The organism is Pseudarthrobacter sp. BRE9, assembly GCF_031844305.1.
Taxonomy (GTDB): Bacteria; Actinomycetota; Actinomycetes; order Actinomycetales; family Micrococcaceae; genus Arthrobacter.
The window spans coordinates 202752-220265 of record NZ_JAUZUY010000003.1 but is presented as its reverse complement, the minus strand read 5'-3'; the positions used below and the strand labels follow the sequence as shown (position 1 = coordinate 220265).

General features: G+C 63.0%; 16 protein-coding genes. 9 read left to right on the top strand and 7 right to left on the bottom strand.

Translation table 11 applies throughout. The features are described 5' to 3' along the window. Positions 1-45: 45 nt before the first annotated feature. Positions 46-2250 carry a cytochrome P450 gene (locus Q9R31_RS09130; RefSeq protein ID WP_311262401.1) on the bottom strand — a complete coding sequence of 735 codons (2205 nt, stop codon included), beginning with the start codon at positions 2248-2250 and terminating at the stop codon, positions 46-48. A gap of 502 nt (positions 2251-2752) precedes the next feature. On the opposite strand from Q9R31_RS09130, the gene Q9R31_RS09125 reads away from it, so the two are divergent. The 5 genes from Q9R31_RS09125 to Q9R31_RS09105 all read left to right on the top strand — a co-directional run bounded on the left by Q9R31_RS09125 (position 2753) and on the right by Q9R31_RS09105 (position 8445). After that, complete coding sequence (locus Q9R31_RS09125; RefSeq protein ID WP_311262400.1) at positions 2753-3982, top strand: ABC transporter substrate-binding protein; 1230 nt, start codon at positions 2753-2755, stop codon at positions 3980-3982. A 75-nt stretch (positions 3983-4057) separates the two neighbouring features. Continuing rightward, entirely contained in the window at positions 4058-5005 is a 948-nt protein-coding gene (locus Q9R31_RS09120) for a sugar ABC transporter permease (RefSeq protein WP_311262399.1), read from the top strand. 45 nt (positions 5006-5050) lie between these two features. Beyond that, positions 5051-5851 (top strand): carbohydrate ABC transporter permease, encoded by an 801-nt coding sequence (locus Q9R31_RS09115; RefSeq protein ID WP_311262398.1) that lies wholly within the window; start codon positions 5051-5053, stop codon positions 5849-5851. A gap of 9 nt (positions 5852-5860) precedes the next feature. Beyond that, positions 5861-6895, top strand: a complete 1035-nt coding sequence (locus Q9R31_RS09110; protein WP_311262397.1) for a Gfo/Idh/MocA family oxidoreductase — start codon at positions 5861-5863, stop codon at positions 6893-6895. Then, positions 6892-8445, top strand: a complete 1554-nt coding sequence (locus Q9R31_RS09105; protein ID WP_311262396.1) for a family 43 glycosylhydrolase — start codon at positions 6892-6894, stop codon at positions 8443-8445. The genes Q9R31_RS09110 and Q9R31_RS09105 overlap by 4 nt, the downstream gene beginning before the upstream one ends. 113 nt (positions 8446-8558) lie before the next feature. On the opposite strand, the gene Q9R31_RS09100 is transcribed toward Q9R31_RS09105, so the two are convergent. The 3 genes from Q9R31_RS09100 to Q9R31_RS09090 form a co-directional block, all read right to left on the bottom strand. Then, positions 8559-9737, bottom strand: a complete 1179-nt coding sequence (locus Q9R31_RS09100; protein ID WP_311262395.1) for an ABC transporter substrate-binding protein — start codon at positions 9735-9737, stop codon at positions 8559-8561. Positions 9738-9890: 153 nt separating this feature from the next. Then, a complete protein-coding gene (locus Q9R31_RS09095) occupies positions 9891-11189 on the bottom strand; it encodes a Y-family DNA polymerase (RefSeq protein WP_311262394.1) in 1299 nt (432 codons plus the stop codon). A 24-nt stretch (positions 11190-11213) separates the two neighbouring features. Further along, positions 11214-11645: a translesion error-prone DNA polymerase V autoproteolytic subunit gene (locus Q9R31_RS09090; protein WP_311262393.1), complete on the bottom strand. Its 432-nt coding sequence runs from the start codon at positions 11643-11645 to the stop codon at positions 11214-11216. A gap of 134 nt (positions 11646-11779) precedes the next feature. On the opposite strand from Q9R31_RS09090, the gene Q9R31_RS09085 reads away from it, so the two are divergent. From Q9R31_RS09085 to Q9R31_RS09075, 3 genes are all read left to right on the top strand, one after another. Then, positions 11780-12598, top strand: coding sequence for an HAD family hydrolase (locus Q9R31_RS09085; protein WP_311262392.1), 819 nt, complete (start codon positions 11780-11782; stop codon positions 12596-12598). Positions 12599-12707: 109 nt separating this feature from the next. Continuing rightward, on the top strand, positions 12708-12971 hold the full coding sequence (locus Q9R31_RS09080) for a hypothetical protein (protein WP_311262391.1): 264 nt from the start codon (positions 12708-12710) through the stop codon (positions 12969-12971). A 24-nt stretch (positions 12972-12995) separates the two neighbouring features. Further along, positions 12996-13820 carry a glycerophosphodiester phosphodiesterase gene (locus Q9R31_RS09075; RefSeq protein ID WP_311262390.1) on the top strand — a complete coding sequence of 275 codons (825 nt, stop codon included), beginning with the start codon at positions 12996-12998 and terminating at the stop codon, positions 13818-13820. On the opposite strand, the gene Q9R31_RS09070 is transcribed toward Q9R31_RS09075, so the two are convergent. Next, positions 13817-14248 carry a hypothetical protein gene (locus tag Q9R31_RS09070; protein WP_311262389.1) on the bottom strand — a complete coding sequence of 144 codons (432 nt, stop codon included), beginning with the start codon at positions 14246-14248 and terminating at the stop codon, positions 13817-13819. The two genes, Q9R31_RS09075 and Q9R31_RS09070, sit on opposite strands and share 4 nt — an antisense overlap. Positions 14249-14383: 135 nt before the next feature. Here Q9R31_RS09070 and Q9R31_RS09065 point away from each other — a divergent pair, with 135 nt between their 5' ends. Then, positions 14384-14620 (top strand): DUF6480 family protein, encoded by a 237-nt coding sequence (locus tag Q9R31_RS09065; protein WP_311262388.1) that lies wholly within the window; start codon positions 14384-14386, stop codon positions 14618-14620. Positions 14621-14713: 93 nt separating this feature from the next. Here the strand turns inward: Q9R31_RS09065 and Q9R31_RS09060 are convergent, their stop codons facing one another. Together Q9R31_RS09060 and Q9R31_RS09055 are read right to left on the bottom strand one after the other, a co-directional pair. Continuing rightward, positions 14714-15790, bottom strand: coding sequence for an EAL domain-containing protein (locus Q9R31_RS09060; protein ID WP_311262387.1), 1077 nt, complete (start codon positions 15788-15790; stop codon positions 14714-14716). A gap of 170 nt (positions 15791-15960) precedes the next feature. Further along, entirely contained in the window at positions 15961-17511 is a 1551-nt protein-coding gene (locus Q9R31_RS09055; protein WP_311262386.1) for an EAL domain-containing protein, read from the bottom strand. Between the last annotated feature and the right edge of the window lie 3 nt (positions 17512-17514).

Below are 17514 nucleotides of genomic sequence, written 5' to 3'. Positions count from 1 at the left end.
CGGGGTGGTGCCGCAGCAACGGCATCCGCCCCGTTTTTGTCTCTCTTAGAGATCCAGTACAAGGCTCCGGCCGCGGCACCGCGAGACACACGTCATCATGGTCTGGTTGGCCAGCCGTTCCTCAAGGCTGAGTACGGAGTCGCGGTGCTCAGGAGTGCCATCGAGGACACGCACCTCGCAGGTTCCGCAGGTGCCTTCCCTGCAGGTTGAGAGTACGTTGGCGCCCTCCCTGTTGAGGACATCCAGCACGGTCTCGTTTTCACCCACCGTCACGGTTTTCCCGCTCCGGCCGAGTTTTACGTCGATGCGGCGATTCGGCTGGTGTTCCACCTTCCTGGCGACGAAGCGTTCCACAACGAGCTTGAAGTCTGCCTCATGCCTGTTGGCGGAGTCTTCCAGGCCTGCCAGGAGGTCATCTGGACCGCACGCGTACACATAGGCGCCCTCGGCCGGCAGCTTCTGCCAGATCTCGTCAAGGTTATAGCGCCCGCGTTCAGTGCTAGGCCAGACATAGACGTTCGATGGGTGGCTCCGGACTAGGTCCTCCAAGTACGGCATACGCTTCCGGTCGCGGCCCAGGAAGAGCAATCGCCACGGAGTGCCACTCCGTTCAGCTGCGTCAGTCATCGGCAGCAAGGGGGTGATTCCGATTCCTCCGGCGATGAATAACAGGAACTGTGCCGGTTTTAGCCGGAAGTGGTTGCGCGGTCCGCGGATATTTAGCCGGTCGCCCACGGTCACCTGATCATGGATCAGCTTGGAGCCTCCGCGGCCGTTGTCCTCCTTCAAAACGGCAATGCGCAGCTCAGATTCCCCGGCCCGTCCGCACAGTGAATACTGCCGCAAGGAGCCGTCAGGGAGTTCCAGGTCCACATGTGCCCCAGGCTCCCAGTCCAGTGGCCCGGGAGCCTGCGTCTCCAGCGTCAGTTCGACAACGTCTTCCGTCACGAGCCGGCGGGCCTTGACGGTGACGGGGATCCCCGCAGCCGAAACGTGATCGACGACGGCGGTCCGGGCCCGTTCCGTGACGGGAACCGGCGTCCATTCGAGCGGCAGGTCCACCATGCCCCGGCCCTCAGACACGACCGTGTACTCGAGTTCCTCGTAGGGGGCACCGAGACGAAGGTCCGGGAGCCGCTCGTGAAGGACAGCCAGTTCGATCCTGAGGAGCAGCCGGGCCAAGGGAGCGCCGAGGCACGCGTGGATTCCCTGCCCGAAGCCCAGGTGCGGCACAGCCCAGTTACGGTCAAAATCAATGTCATCCGGGTGGCCGAACTTGGTCGCGTCACGCGATCCCGCTGCATAGGCGAGGAAGACCGTTTCCCCCGCCTTCAGCTCTGTTCCACCAAGGGTTACATCCCGGGTAACCAGCCTTTTCATGCCCGTAATCGCGGACTCGTACCGGAAGAGCTCCTCAAGCGCCTCAGCTCTCGAATCATCGTCCTTCTGCGCGGTTGCATAACGTTCCGGATTAGCCAGGAGATGCGACAGGCCCATGCAGACCAGGTTTGACGATGTCTCGTGCCCGGCAAGCATAAGGCCCGGAAACATTGACAACATCTCAAAGTCCGTCATCTCAACAGCGCCGGAATCGCGCTCATTCCAGATGTGGCTGATTAGGTCATCTCTTCGGTCATGCCTGCGTTCTTCCATGACTTCGAGGATGTAGGTGTGCAAATCGAGGAGAAGCTTTGCCTTTTCGTCGGGTGTGCCGGGGTGGTAGATGTCGCGGGGACCCATAAAGAAGCCAAGGGCCGCGCCAATCCATTCGGACCGGTCGGAGTCGAGCCCAACCAAGTGGGCAATCACTTTCAGCGGCAGGGGCAGCGCGAAGGAAAGCTTCAGTTTTGTGTGGCCGTCCTCGACAAAGTTGTCAACCAAGAGGTTGGCCTGCTCCCGGATCCAACCCTCATACCTGGCCAGCTTCCTCGGCATAAAAAATGTGTTGACGCTTGAGCGCAGGCGGTCATGGTCTGGGTTGTCCAAACCCAGCAGCGTTCCCCTGCTGGGAACCTTGCCCTCGAGCTGTTCGCGCCATGGGGAGGGCACGGTCCCAACAGTGGGCTGTGAGGAGAACGTTTCAGGGTCGTGCAGGGCCTGGACGATATCGTCGTAGCGCGTGATGACGCGGCTTTCGAACGTGTCTGAAAAGGGAGCTTCTTCGAGGGTCCGCGCTTCTGCGAGGTCTTGGAAGAGCCGCTGGGGGTTGAGGAAGGGACAACCGCTCTGCAGTGGCTTGGAAACAGTCATTGGATCTCCAACAGGAAAGAGGTCCCGCCGGAAAGCGCACAGGCGGGACGAAACAGTGGTGCGTTTTCGTCTGCTTGCCCGGTACTCGTTGGCACCGAGGGGGATTATTCACATGACCTGCGTGCCACGCGCCCTCACCCCACCTGAATGACATCAAGCATATGTGCCCAGCGGCCGCGGACGGCAGTCACCGGTATCGAAAAGGCTGATGCGGGTCATAACCCAGATGCGTCCCGGCTTCCTTGTTTCCCTGCCCGAAACGCACCATCGGTTCCGTGGATGGGCGCCATAAGCAAAGTCGCGTGGACGGGGCGAACGAACTTCGGTCTACTGGAATCTATAAGAGGCGTACGGTCTTGAAGCCGATCGCCGAAGCCACGAGGGCTTTGCGTTTCCATAAGGTCGCCCCTCGACAAAGATGTCTGAAAGGTCACCCGTGTCACATTTTTTTAGTTCCCGCAGGGGATGGTTCACAGTTGCAGCCACTGCAGTTGTAGGTTCGGTGGCTCTGTCCGGATGCGGCGGTTCGACTTCAACCGCGCCGACGGGAAGTGAGCCGCAGACGATCAAGTTTTCGTTTTCGACCGCGAATCCAACTGACACGTTCCTTCAGGACACGGCAGCTGCCTTTGAGAAGGCCAATCCCGGTACCAAGATTGAGTTGGTCAAGCTCCCGGCTGAGACCGAACCACAGACCGTCACCACACAGTTGCAGGGCGGGAACGCCGCCGATGTCATGAACATCCATTCCGGTCAGGGCCAGGTTGGATCCATGGCCGGATTCGCCAAAGCAGGCCTGCTTCTTGAACTCAACGACACGGAATTCAGTGAACAGTTGCCGCAGAGCATCAAAAACCTCTTCACGTACCAGGACAAGGTCTACGCCGTACCGCTGTCATCCATGCCGACCGGCCTCATCTTCAATCAGGCCAAGGCCCAGGAGCTGGGCGTGACGCTAAACGCTGGCTCCACGTTCGACGACTTCCTTGGCCAGTGCAAGGTTGCCCGCGATAAGGGCGTCTCACTGACCGCCATTGCAGGTACCGTGCCCGGCAACCCGGGCATCATGACCATGACGTTGGCAGCTTCCACGGTTTACGGACCCAACCCGAACTGGAACGCTGACCGTGCCGGGGGGAAGACCACGTTCTCCGACACAAAGGGTTGGCAGCAGGCCCTAGAGGGCGTAAAGCAGATGTTCGACGCCGGATGCTTCCAGGATGGCGCCGCTGGCGCAGGTTTCGACACTCTCATTGGCTCAATGGGTCAGGGCAAGGCCCTGGGCTTCTTCGCTCCCGGCGGCGCTGCGAAGAGTATTGCCGACGGTTCCAAGGGCGCTGTAAACCCCGTTGTCCTTCCCATGCCCGCTCCGGGTGTCTCCGATGAGTATCTGGGGACGACCGCTGAGCTTGCCCTCGCGGGAAATGCCAAGACCAAGAGCCCTACGCTGGTGAAAAAATTCCTGAAGTTCTTCTCGGAGAAGGAAGGAGCCGAAACGGTCGCGAAGGGCCAGGGCACACTTCCGGTGAATCTCGGTAATTATCCTCTGCCTGCAACCTACGAACCGATTGCTGATCTGTACAAGGCAGACAAGGTGCGCCCGCTGGGACAGACTGACTGGCCCAATGCCAAGGTTTACGACAGCCTAGGTAAAGGCGTAACGGCAATTATCACGGGACAGAAATCAGCGGCAGACGTCCTCAAAGACATGGACACTGCCTGGGGCAAATAACGGACCGGGTGCCGGCCGGCCAACCGGCGGGCCGGCACCCTTCCTTCCCTCCAGCAACAATCAAGGAACGCAACAGTGACTATTACCAATGGACGAACCGTCCCGCCGAGGACTGACAAAGACCAACAAAATCCGGTAGCGGCCCGGCGGCCCTCCGGCGTCGGCTTTGGCCGTTGGTGGTGGGCGCTCCCTGCCGTAGCCCTAACCCTCGTAGTCACCTATATGGCGACAGCGTTCGGGGCATTCTTCGCCTTCACTGACTGGACGGGGCTGGGAAATTTCAACTTTGTCGGCTTCGACAATTTCATCCAGGTGTTTCAGGATCCAGCCCTGCTGGGTTCCGTTCGCAACACGTTGATACTGGCAGGAGGGTTCGTTGTTTTCACGAACATTCTGGGTCTCCTGTTCGCCCTGGCGCTGAACCGGACGCTCAAGACACGCTATCTGCTCCGGGCCCTGGTTTTCATGCCCGTCGTGCTCAGCTCGGTGGCTGTCTCCTTTATCTGGAAGTTCATCTTCGCCTTCGATGGCCCGCTCAACCAGTCACTGGAAGCTGTTGGGCTGGGGCAATTCAAACAGGACTGGCTGGCCAATCCAGCGCTGGCACTCTGGTGCATATTGGCCGTCATGGTGTGGCAGAGCATCGGGTTCGTCATGGTGATCTACCTTGCGGGCCTGGCCACAGTCCCTGTCGAGATGGAAGAGGCGGCCGCCCTGGACGGGGCCGGTCTCTGGCAAATTTTCCGGAGCATCACGCTGCCCACGATTCAGCCATCGGTGGCCATAGCGACTGTACTCACACTGATTCAGGGGCTTTCTGTTTTCGACCAGGTCCTCACCCTCACCGGAGGCGGCCCAGGGGATGCAACCCAGACGTTGGCCACACAGATTTACACGCAGACGTTCCTGTATGGCGCGTTCGGATTGGGGGCTGCCGCGGCGCTCGTCCTCACGGTCTTCATCCTGATCCTCGCGCTCATCCAGCAATTCATCGTGCGCGATCGCGCCGACATTGGAGATTAGAAAATGCATCGCTACACAAAGTGGTCGCTGGTCAGGGAGATCCTGGTGATCATCGCCAGCATCATCATCCTGCTTCCGTTCTGGATCCTGATCAGTACATCGTTGAAAACCACCGAGCAGGTGCTGACAACGTCTGCCTTTGCCCCGCCTCCGACGCCGACATTGGATAATTTCATCCAACTGCTTTCGCCTGCAGGCAGCCAGTCCGGCAACGTTTATCAAGGTCTGTTCAGCAGCCTGCTGATCACTATTTCCACGGTTCTCGTGTTGATCGCCCTGTCATCGGCCGCGGCGTACGTTTTCGCACGAAGCACACGGAACCTCTCCACCAGGGTTTTTCGGATCTTTTTGATCGCCATTGTCCTGCCGACTCAGCTGGGGGTCCTTCCCTTATACATTGGCGCCCGCAGTCTGGGATTGGTGGGAACCCCCTGGGGCATGGTCATTATCTACACGGCCATGACCATGCCATTTGCTGTATTCCTTTACTCAGGTTTCTTCCGCCGTCTGCCGAGGGACTATGAGGAGGCTGCCACGCTGGACGGAGCCAGCCGCTTCCAAATTTTCTCGCGTGTGATTTTCCCGCTTATGGGTCCAGCCACTGGAACCGTCGCCATCCTATCGGGACTCCTGGTGTGGAACGACTTCTTCACAGCCGTGATCTTCCTGAACGGTTCGCCGTACATGACGCTGCCTGTTGTGGTCTATAACTACGTGGGCAGCCTGGTGTCGCAGTGGAACCTGAGCTTCGCGGTTGTCCTCATCGCCATGGCACCGGTGCTTGTCTTCTACATCTTCGCCCAAAAGAAGCTTATGCAGGGTTATGCCGGCGGCATCAAGAGCTGACCTGGACAAATGAAAAATACCTCGGCCCTGCCCGTGCCAACAAGAACCTCCCCGGGGCAGTCCCATGGAAGTCTGCGATGGGGCATCGCCGGGACGGGAGGGATCTCCCGGCAGATCACCGCAGACTTCACCCTCGTGGACAACGCGGACATCGTCGCAGTCTCCAGCCGCCACGCGTCATCGGCAAAGAAGTTCGCCGAAAACTTCGGGATCCCCACAAGCTTCGACGACTACAGCAGCATGCTCGACGCCGACATCGACGCCGTCTATATCGGGACGCCTCATGTGACACACTTCGAGCTCGCCCGGGAGGCGCTTGAGCGTGGCCGCCACGTCCTTTGCGAAAAACCGATCGGTCTGAACGCTGCCGAAGTGCGGGAACTCGCAGCCATCGCCTCCGAATACGGGGCTTTCCTGATGGAGGCGATGTGGATGAAGTTCAACCCGCTCTACCTCCGGCTGTGCGAGATCGTCGACGCCGGAGTCATCGGTGAGCTTCGCAGCGTTCGATCCTCCTTCGGCGCACCTTTCCCACGGGATGACTCAAGCCGCTGGAAGCCCGGCGGCAGCGCGCTGCTCGACCAAGGCATCTACCCGGTGACGCTCAGTCACATGTTCCTGGGCGAGCCCTTGAGCATCACTGCGGCCGGGGTCGCTCAAGAAGACGGCATAGATCTGAGCCAGAATTACACCCTCAATTATTCCGACGGGTGCTTCGCCCAGGGCGCCAGCTCGATGGTCAACTTCCTGGACCAGTCTGCATCACTCTGCGGAACAGGGGGCTGGATCACCATCGACACCGGATTCTGGTTTGCCTCGCGCTTCACGGTGCACCGGTTCAGCATCGAAAAGGGCGAAACAACCGAGACGTATGAGATGCCGCGAGAGGGTAACGGCTACGTGCCCATGCTCCGGGCCGTTACCGACGCGATCTTGAACGGGGACATTGAGCATTCGCTTCACACCATGGATCAGGCCGCTCGTGTCTTCGACACGCTGGACAAAATCCGTCAACAGAGCACCACTTCGGAAAGGCCACAATGACCACCACATCAAGTCCGGATAGCTTCATCAGCCTGCCTAGAGGCGTCGAAGGCCAGCGCAGAGCCGACCTCGGGAACGGGACTTACCTCAACCCCGTCTTTGCCGGAGACCATCCGGACCCGGCAGTCCTTCGCGATGGGGACGACTATTACCTGACGTTCTCCTCCTTCGAATCCACACCTGGCCTTATCATCTGGCATTCGCGGGACCTGCTCAACTGGAAACCGCTGGGTCCCGCCTTGCCAGAGCCGATAGGGAACGTCTTCGCAGTCGACATGTGCAAAGTGGACGGCCGATACTACATCTACATCCCGATCATCGCCACTGATGTTTCACCGGATCCTGCCGCTCCGCCGCAGATCTACGTCATCCATGCCGAAAACATGGAGGGCCCTTGGAGCGAGCCCATCAACCTCGGGATATCGGGGCATATCGATCCGGGTCACGTTGTGGGAGAGGACGGCAACCGCTACCTGTTCCTGAGCGGAGTAAGCCGGGTTCGACTCAGTGTCGACGGCCTTGCAACGGACGGTCCTGTAGAGCACGTGTACGACGGCTGGCGCTACCCCGACGACTGGATCACTGAGGCTTACGCTCTCGAAGGGCCGAAGCTCACTCGCCGCGGCGAGTGGTTCTACCTCACGACGGCCGTGGGGGGTACCGCGGGTCCGCCCACCGGGCACATGGTCACGGTCGCCCGTTCACGCTCGGTAAACGGCCCTTGGGAGGACTGTCCCCGGAACCCCATTATCAGGACGTGGGATGCAGACGAGCCATGGTGGAGCAAGGGCCACGCCACCTTGTTTGAAGGGCCAAACGGCCAGTGGTGGAGCATCTACCACGGATACGAAAACGGCTTCACGACCCTAGGCCGGCAGACACTCCTAGAGCCCATCGAATGGGACGACGACGGGTGGCCCCGGGCAGGCGGAGGTGACCTCTCGAAACCCTTGCGCGCGCCTACTGAACCGACCCTCGAGCGGTCCCACGGAATCCCACTCTCTGACGACTTCACCGAGGAGCGCTTCGGCATCCAGTGGTCCTTCCATGCACCATCAAAGGACGAGTACCTCCGCGCCTCGCTGGTCGATGGGCTCGTGCTCCAGGCTCGCGGAACCAGCCCATCGGACAGCTCACCTCTGACCTGCATCGTCGGCGACCGGCGCTATGAAATCAGCGTCGAAATGGAACTACTGGGCGACGTACAGGGCGGATTGCTGCTCTACTACAGCGACCGACTGTTCTGCGGCATGGGCCACGACAGTGACCGCATGACAAGCTACCGGGCAGGCCGGCCAATTCCCTATTGGCGCGAACCCGCACCATCCGCCAATGTCCTGCATCTCCGCATCGTGAACGACGAACACATCGTGACCCAGTACTACAGCCCCGACGGAACCACATGGACCAGACACGGTCTCCGTTACGACGTGACCGGGTTCAACACGAACACAGCCGACGAGCTCCTCAGCCTTCGGCCAGCCCTGTTCGCAACGGGTACCGGGAAGGTTCGCTTCCGCAACTTCCAGTACCACGCTCTCAACGACTGACGCCGTAATTCCAACGAGCGTAGCTATAGACACAAACCAGCCCCCTCGGGAACTGACTTCAATTCCCGAGGCGGCTGGTTTTTGTGTTGTGACAGTCGTTGAAATGCCTGAGCTTACTCCTTGCCGAGCCCGGCTGCTGAAGTCTTCTCGCCGGAGACGCTGTTGAGCGCCCGCAGGTCGAAGATGCCGTTGATGTCCGCCTGCTTGGTGGTGCCGGCAGTCACGCCGTCGGCCAGGAGCTTCTGGTAGGTTCCGGCCAGCGGGTCCACGGTGAAGACGATGTTCTTCAGGGACCGGTCAATGACGTCGGCCTTCAGTTCGGCGCCGGCGGCTTCCTTAAGCGCGGAGTTGATGGCCGTGGCCTTTTCGGCGGCGGGCGCAGTGTTCAGCCATTCAACCGACTTCACGTGGCCGTTCAGGAGCGCCTTGACGGTGTCGGGGTGGTCCGCAGCGAACTTCTGGTTCACGATCAGGATGGTGGTGGGGAATTCCCCCGGCTTCCCGGACAGCGAGCCGTCCCACAGGTCCTTCTCATCGACCAGGACCTTCGCTCCGGCCGTCAGCACCAGGCGTGACGCCCACGGCTCAGGCAACCACGCGCCGTCGAGCTTGCCGTCCTGGAACAGCTTCAGGGTCTGGGCGTTCTCGGTGGGGTTGATGGCGACGTCGCCGCTGCCGTCCACGTTGGTCTTGTAGCCCTGGGAGGTGAGCCACGCGCGGAGCGCCACGTCCTGCGTGCCGCCGAGCTGCGGCGAAGCCAGCGTCTTCCCCTTGAGGTCTGCGGCGGAGTTGATCTCCGGCTTCACCACCAGCTGCGCGCCGCCGGCTGCGGCCCCTGCGATGATGTTCACTGATTCGCCCTGGCTTTTGACGAAGGAGTTGATGGCCGGGTTCGGCCCGATGTAGGTGGCATCGATGGCACCCGCGTTCAACGCTTCGATGGCTGCGGGACCGGCGTTGAACACTTGGGTGCTGAGCTTGGTGCTGCCCAGTTCACCAGCGATGAAGCCCTTGCTGACGCCAACCAGGGCCGGGGCGTGCGTGACGTTGCCGAAGTAGCCAAGCTTCAGCTCGGCGGCGGGGTTGCCGGCGGGGGCTACGTCGGCTGCCGGTGCTGGAGCGCCGTTGTTGACGGCGGAGGCGACGGCGGCACCCCCTCCGATGAGGGCCAGGGCGGCTGCCGCGACGCCGATCTTCAGGCCGAGCGGCCGTTGGGGTTTGGCGGACTCGCCGGCGACGATGCGGGTGGAGGCCTGCTGGTTTTGCGGACTGGTGTCCTGTGGGTTTGCCATGGGGGAAATCCTTTGCTGGGGCGGATGCTGAGATGAGATTACGGAGCGCCCGGCGGCCCCACAATCATCCATGTCGCAGACGTTCACGAGGCGACGCGAAGGCTCAACGTGGCGTAGCGGGACGTCAAAATTCGTCGCGGAACGTCTTCTGTTTCAGGCCGCCTTCACCAAGGGCAGTTCGTCCCAGTGCGTGGTGTAGCGGGGCGAACGCATCTCCCGCTTCATGGTCCAGTCCAGGCCCGACCTGATGCCGGCATGCCCCAAGCCGATGGACCCACGCCCAAACCGGCGGCCCACGTCCTCAAGCAGCGGCCCGATCCCGCGTTCCTCGTGCCGGTTCTCGAACAGTTCAAGCGGCGGCTGGTTTCCGGTGGGCCGCAGGTCAGTGAGCATCATGCCCGCCTTGGCGTATTTCATGCCATCCCGGATGTTTGGCAACAGTGCGTGGGCGGCCTTGGTGAGGAGGAGCGGATCCGCCGTGGGCATCGGCAACGAGACGCAGACCGAAGGATATGCCTGTTCGTGATCCCTGAAGGGGGACGTGGCAGCGAACGCCGTCAGCACTTTCGCCTGCAGTCCGTGCTTGGAAAGCCTGGCGCTCGCCTGCTGCCCATAGATGCTGAGAACCTCGCGCAGGCCGGCGGCAGTAGTCACCGGCATGGCGAAGGAGCGGGAAAATATCAGCTGGTCGCGGCCGATGCGCTCCTCCTCCATGGGAATGCAGGGGGTGCCGCGCAGCTCAAGGACGGTTCGCATCAGCACCACCGAGAACCTGTCCCTGATCATCACCGGATCCGCCCGGACCAGGTCCAGCACGGTAAAAATCCCTAAAGCGTTGAGCCGCTTCGTCAGTCGCCCGGCAATGCCCCAGACCTCGTCCACAGGCAACCGGCCCATCAGTGCCCCCCGCACATCATCGGGGACCGACTCCCAGAGGCAGACCCCGTCAAAAGCCGCGTTGTTCTTGGCCCACTTGTTGCACAGCTTCGCCAGGGTCTTGGTCGGTGCAATGCCCACGCAGACCGGCACTCCCACGTGCCGCCGAACTGCCTCTTTCATCCTGCGGCCCAAGGCCAGCAGCTCCTCCGGTCCGCCCTTCACCCCCAGGAACGCTTCGTCGATGCTGTACACCTCCAGCCAGGCCGAGTACCGGCCCAGCAGCTCCATCACCCGGGAGCTGATGTCCCCATAGAGCTCATAGTTGCTGGACTTCGCCACCAGGCCCCACTCTTTGGCCCGCGGCGCGAGCTTGAACCAGGGCTCGCCGGTGGAGATGCCAAGCGCCTTAGCCTCGGGGGAGCGGGTGACGGCACAGCCGTCATTGTTGGACAGCACCACCAGCGGGCGCCCCTCCAGCGAGGGGTCGAAGGCCCGCTCAGCCGAGGCGTAGAAGCAGTTGACGTCCACGTGGGCAATCTGGGGCATCCGCCGCATGAGCACAGGCTTAGGCATGCTCCGCCTCAGACATGCCGTATGTCAGACATGATGCAGGCACCTGGTGGCAACGCCCCAGATGGTCAGCTCGGCCAGTGCGGGGACGTGGATATCCGGGTATTTGGGGTTCTCGGCCTGCAGCACGACGCCGGTCCCGGTGATGCGGAGCCGCTTCACCGTCAGTTCCCCGTCAAGCACCGCAATGACCACGCATCCGTCCTTCGGCTCCAGCGCCCGGTTGACGATCAGTTCATCGCCGTCACTGATGCCGGCGCCCTCCATGGAGTCCCCGGTGACCCGGACCACGAACGTGCTGGTGATGTCCTTGATGAGGTGCGCGTTCAGGTCGATCCGGCCATCGAAGTAGTCCTGCGCCGGCGACGGAAACCCTGCCGACACCGCCACGGGTGAGATCAGCACCGAGAATAACGAGGCGCCCGCATCTATCACGCGGGGACCGATAACAACGCCCACAACACACCTTTATTCGAATACATGTTCGATAGGATCAGTGTAGCCCCGGGGGCCGACAACGGGCACCCTGCCGGACAGCCGGGGTGCTGCACTGCCCGCGCGCCGGCGGCCAACCGCCCACGTAGACTTGCAGGATGCGGCTGGTAGCAAGTGATATTGACGGAACGATCCTCGGGCACGACGGAAAAATCAGCCCCCGCACCATCCGCGCCTTCCACGCCTGCCGCGCTGCCGGCGTCGAGCTCGTGTTCGTTACGGGACGCCCGCCGCGGTGGCTGCACCCCCTTGAGGAACAGCTGGGCCACACCGGACGCGTGATCTGCTCCAACGGTGCGGTCGTCTGGGACCTGGAGGCGGACCGCCTGGTCTCAGCCCGCACCCTGGCCATCGACACCGTCCTGGAAGCCCGCCGCATCATCAAGTCGCTCCGCCCCGCCGCCCTGTTTGCCGCGGAAACGCTCACCGGCTTTCACCTCGAACCGGGCTTCATCGAAAACGAATCCAGCGAACTGCTCGCCGAATTCACCCCGGCGCCGCTGAAGGACACGCTCACCGACGACGACTCCGTGGTCAAATTCCTCGCCATCGTCCGCGACGGCACACCTGATGATTTCCTCGCCGAGGTGGCGCCCGCCGTCGAACACCTGGCCGCCACCACCCACTCCTCGCCCGGCGTCGCCATGCTCGAGCTGTCCCTGCCGGGGGTCAACAAAGCCGTTACCCTGGCGGAATACGCCGGGGCGCTGGGCATCGACGCCGCTGACGTGGTGGCCTTCGGCGACATGCCCAACGACATCGAGATGCTCCGCTGGGCCGGCCACGGCTATGCCATGGCCAGCGGCCATCCGGAAGCCATCCGGGCGGCGGGGCAGCAGGCGCCGCATTTTGACGACGACGGCGTGGCCCAGGTTTTGGAGGCCAGGCTCGCCTCCCTGGGCGTCAAGTTTCCCTGATCCCCGCGGCCCCCGTATTCACAGCTGCCGCTCACCTGGCGTTCACTTTCCCGCCGTAGCGTAAACCGTGGAAAGCAGGCACTCCCACGCCGGCTCATAGGGGGCAACCATGGCAAGGAACGTCAAGCAGCACATGGCCGACGGGCCGCTGCGCAAAGCGATGCCCGCTCTGCACTGGAAGCAGCTGCGCCAGGGCGACCGGGTTAAGGTTCTGCTCTCACCCGGTTTTGAGGCGGGCGGGGTGGTGGACACCGTCACTGCGGACCACACTGCAGTCTGGGTCCACCTGGACGGCGGCCGCGGCCGGACGCTGCTGCACTGCGGCGACGGGGTGGACATCGTTCCGTGCGGGGAGACTGACTGCCGGGACTGAGCGGGGCCGGGGTACGCTCGCACTGTGACCCTGCCCTTTTTCGAGCATAAGGACGACGCCGGGCGGCAGCTTCCCATCGCCATGGCCCACCGCGGCTTCTCGACCGAGGGGCTGGAAAATACCATGGCCGCGTTCCGCTCCGGCGTCGAACTCGGCTTCCGGTACCTCGAAACGGACGTGCACACCACGGCCGACGGCGTACTGCTGCTCTTCCACGATGAGACCCTGGACCGGGTGACAGACGTCAAGGGCCGCGTGGCGGACCTGCCCGCTGCGGACGTGGCCAAGGCCCGGATCAACGGCCGCGAACCCATCCCCACGTTCGATGAGCTGGTGACCCAACTGCCCCACGCCCGGCTGAACCTGGACGTCAAGGACTGGAACTCTGTCCACAGCACGGCCGCCGCCATCGAGCGGCACCAGGCGCACCAGCGCGTACTGGTGGCCAGCTTTTCGGATCGCCGACGGCGGGCGGTGCTGGAGCTGCTCAGCCGGCCGGTTGCCTCGTCCGCCGGCGTGGTCTCCAATGCCCTCTTCACCCTCCTGGGCCCGGTGCTTCCACGCCCGGTGTTCCACCGGCTCATGCGCCGGGTGCTTCGGGACGTGCACGCCCTGCAGGTCCCCGTCCGCTACGGACGGGTCCCTGTTGTCACCGCCGGCTTCATCCGCCGGGCCCACGCCCTGGACCTTGCGGTGCACGTGTGGACCATCAACGAGGCCGCCGAGATGCACCGCCTCCTCCGCCTGGGCGTGGACGGCATCGTCACGGACCGTGCGGACGTGCTCCGCGGCGTGCTCATCGAGCGCGGCGAGTGGCCGCAGGGCCACCCGCCCGAGCCCGGTTCCTAGCCCCGTCCCGTGCTGGTTGACGGGTCCTGGTCGCCCTCGGAGGGATCGGCCCGCAACTCATCAGGGTTGCTCTCGGGAAGTCCACCGGACCCCGAGACGCTGCCGCCGGATGTCCCCGCACCGCCGGGTGCTGTGGCGTTGCCGGCCAGTCCGTCGTCGTCCGCTTGGTCAGCGTCCGTCTCGTCGACGTCGCCGCCGAACGGGTTCTCGGAGACCGGGGCCGGGGCCGCTCCCGTCTTGAGGCCGGGCGCCTTCTGCTTCTCCGCCTCCATGGCATTTGAACCTTCGCTCAGGGACGAGTGGACTTCCACGTCGTCATTGGGGTCCGTGGGGTCGGGCACATCCGATTTCTCCGTCGGCTTGGATGTCCCGGCCAGGTCCTCCATGGCGTTTTCTGCTGCCTTGCCGATGCTGTCGCCGATTCCCATCTGACTGCTCCTTCCGACATTGCGTGCCGGCGCCCCAGCGGCATACCGGCCCTACTCCTCCAGAATTATCAGCATGCTTACAATTAGTCCAGTGCTGGGGAATCGGACCGCAGCCGGAGAGGAAGGAAGAGCAGCATGAGCACTTACCATCCGGAAAATGACCCCGCGAACCCGGACCGGCCGGGGAAGGAAGAGGTTGGCGCCGCCCAGCCCCACCTGGCGGAGCAGCGCAGTACGGAGTCGGCGGGTTCGCCGAACCCCGATCCGGCGGAGGGCAATGTCACCGGGCTGGAGCCGGGCGGGGGAGTGCCCCCGGGAGAGACGCCGCCGGCCGAGGACCAGATGAGCAGGGACCAGGGCCACTCCGAATAGCGCTTAAAGGGCCGGCGCGGCGGCGGAGTCAACGTCCGCCGCCGCGCTGATCTTGCCGCGCTGACCCCGCAGGCCGTCTTCACTTGCCGGGTATCAGGGCGAGTCTGATCGGGAAGTCTCTTTGCCGTGGCGGCCCCGCGACTCCCGTTGCCCCGCCAAATGGCGGTCCAGGCCGTCCGCGTCCAGCCGCGTGTTCCAGTTCGCCCAGTCCTGCGGCCGCACCGACGGCCGCCCCAGCAGGTAGCCTTGGCCCGCGGTGATGCCAAGTTCGGTGAGGACCTTGAGCTCGCCCACCGTTTCGATGCCCTCAGCGACCATAGTGGTGCCGATCTGGTCCGTGAAGTCCACCAGGCAGGCAGCCAGTGCCCGTTGGAGGCCGTCCGTGTCGACGTCGCCGATCACGTTGCGGCCCACTTTGAGGAAATCAGGCCGCAGGTGGATCATGCGGCTGAGGGCGCCGGCACCGGTGTGGGTGTCGTCGACGGCGATCCGCAGGCCTTTTTCCCGAAGCGGATTGATTGCGGAAATGAACTGCAGATATTCCTCTTCCGGAATGTCCTCCGTCAATTCCAGCACTACCCGGTTGATGGGGAGTTCAATGTGGTCGAACAATTCGGGCAGCCGCGGGTCCATGCAGGACGTGGGCGAAATGTTGAGGGACACATAAAGGTTTTCCGGCAGGTCCCTGGCCGCGACTGCCGCGGAACCCAAGGCGGAGAACTCAAGGTTTGCGCCCAGGCCCACGGCCGCTGCCTCAGCAAACCACAGCTCCGCGGCCGCACCGTCGTCGCTGACAAAGCGGGAGAGCGCTTCCGCGCCCACGACGGTTTTTCCTTCCAGCCCGTAGATGGGCTGGAAGGCGGTCATCAGCATCTGGTTCTCGAGCAGGGCGCTGATCCTCGAGATGCTGCGGATAGCATCCACCTGCTCTGCGAACTGCGGCGGCAGCGTGGGCGGCGTGAGGCGCATTTGCCGGGCCGTTTCCAGTGTTTCCACCGTGTTGGCGTCGCTGCGCCGGGTCTCGAGGAGATACTCCAGCAAAGCCCGTTCGGGCACGCCGGGATTCTCATCGAGGCTGTTGCTCAGCCGCTGCCGGACGGCGGCTCCCGCAGGATCCGTATCCGCCAGCACGGCGGCGATAATTCCCCAAGCCTGTACCCGAACCGACATTAGCGACGCCCCCAGTTGACGAAGTAATGACCCCATGGCCCAATAATGTTCAAATTTCCAAACGCCTTATAAAAGTACGGTGCTGCCAGACCTGAATTTCGCGGCGGCGAAAAACCTGACACCGCACGCTGATCGTATAACGGCAGCCGCAAAAGCGCAGTAGTTTTGCGCTATTGGTTAGCGCTTTCCTGCTGGTCAGCCAGCAGTTGCGGTATTTGGTCGGGCGGAACGGGGCGGCTGAAGTAGTAGCCTTGGGCGCTGCGGCAGCCCAATCCCCGCAGAATCCCAGCCTGTTCTGCCGTTTCGACGCCTTCCCACACGGCTTCCAGCCCGCACGCCCGCACCAATTGCAGCACCGCGGCCACCAAGGCAGGCTGGCTGGGGTCCGTCTCGAGCCCGGTGATCAGCGATCTGTCCACTTTGACCCGGTCCACGGGCAGCCGGCGGAGATAGCTGATGGAGGAGTAGCCGGTGCCAAAATCATCAATTTCGATGCCCACGCCCAGGCCGCGTAGGCCGCCCAGCGAATACCGGTCCAGCTCATTGCCTTTGACGATGGCCACTTCTGTCAGTTCCAGGACAACCTGGTCGGGCCTGACTCCGGTCTCCTGGAGCACATTGCGCACGTCCTCGATGAACTGCAGGCTCTGCAGGTCCGTCGCGGAGATGTTGATGCGCACGGAAAACGTGTCGTCCAGCAGGGAGGCGTCGATCCAGGCGCGAAGCTGCCTTACAGCAGTCCTGAGCACCCAGAGGCCAAGCTCCGAGATCAGTCCCGCCTCCTCGGCAAGGGGAATGAACTCGTCAGGCATGATGAAGCCGCGGCTGGGGTGGTTCCAGCGGACCAGTGCCTCCACGCCTTCGATCCGTCCGGTGGCGAGCTCCACCACCGGCTGGTAGTGAAGCGTCAGCGCATCATCCTTGATGGCGGCCCGCAGGTCATCCACCAGCTGGCTGCGGAGCCGCCGCACCAGCAGCATTGCCGGCTCGAACCGGTGCAGCTTGTTCTGCCCTTCGGCCTTGGAGGCATACATGGCGACGTCGGCCTCCATCAGCATGTCCTCCGGGCTTTGTCCTTCGCTGCCTACGCTGAGCCCGATGCTGGCTCCGCAACGCACGCTGCGGCTGGGAAGCTCGATGGGTTCACTAAGGGCAGCGAGGATGCGGTGCGCCACGATGGCCGCCTGGTCTGCCGACGCCGACGGCATGACGATCGCGAATTCGTCACCGCCCAGCCGGGCCACGACGTCGGACAGGCGGACAGCGGTGCGGAGCCTTTCGCCCACTGCCACCAGGACCTGGTCGCCGGCCGTGTGCCCCAGGCTGTCATTGATGGACTTGAACGCGTCAAGGTCCATCAGCAAAATGGCAGGCCCTTCCTCCGCCGTCCCGCCGTCCGCCGTGGTCCGTGCCTCCAGGGAGGTGCGAAGCGCCTCGATCAGGGCCGACCGGTTGGCCAGGCCGGTCAACGGGTCCTGCATGGCCATCTTCTGCATCTCAAGGTGTGCCTCGTGCAGGAGCTGCGTGCGGACCTGGACCCGCTGCTCAAGCTCCTCGTAAATGATCTGCAGGTCCTCGGCCAGGAGATTGGTGCCCATGATGATCGCGTCAAGTTCATCCCGGGCAGGCGAGACCTCTATCCGGGAGTTGAGGTCGCCGGAGGCCAACTTGACAATGCCTTCCAGCAACTGGGAAAGCCGGGGATCGTCGTTGGCAAACATGGC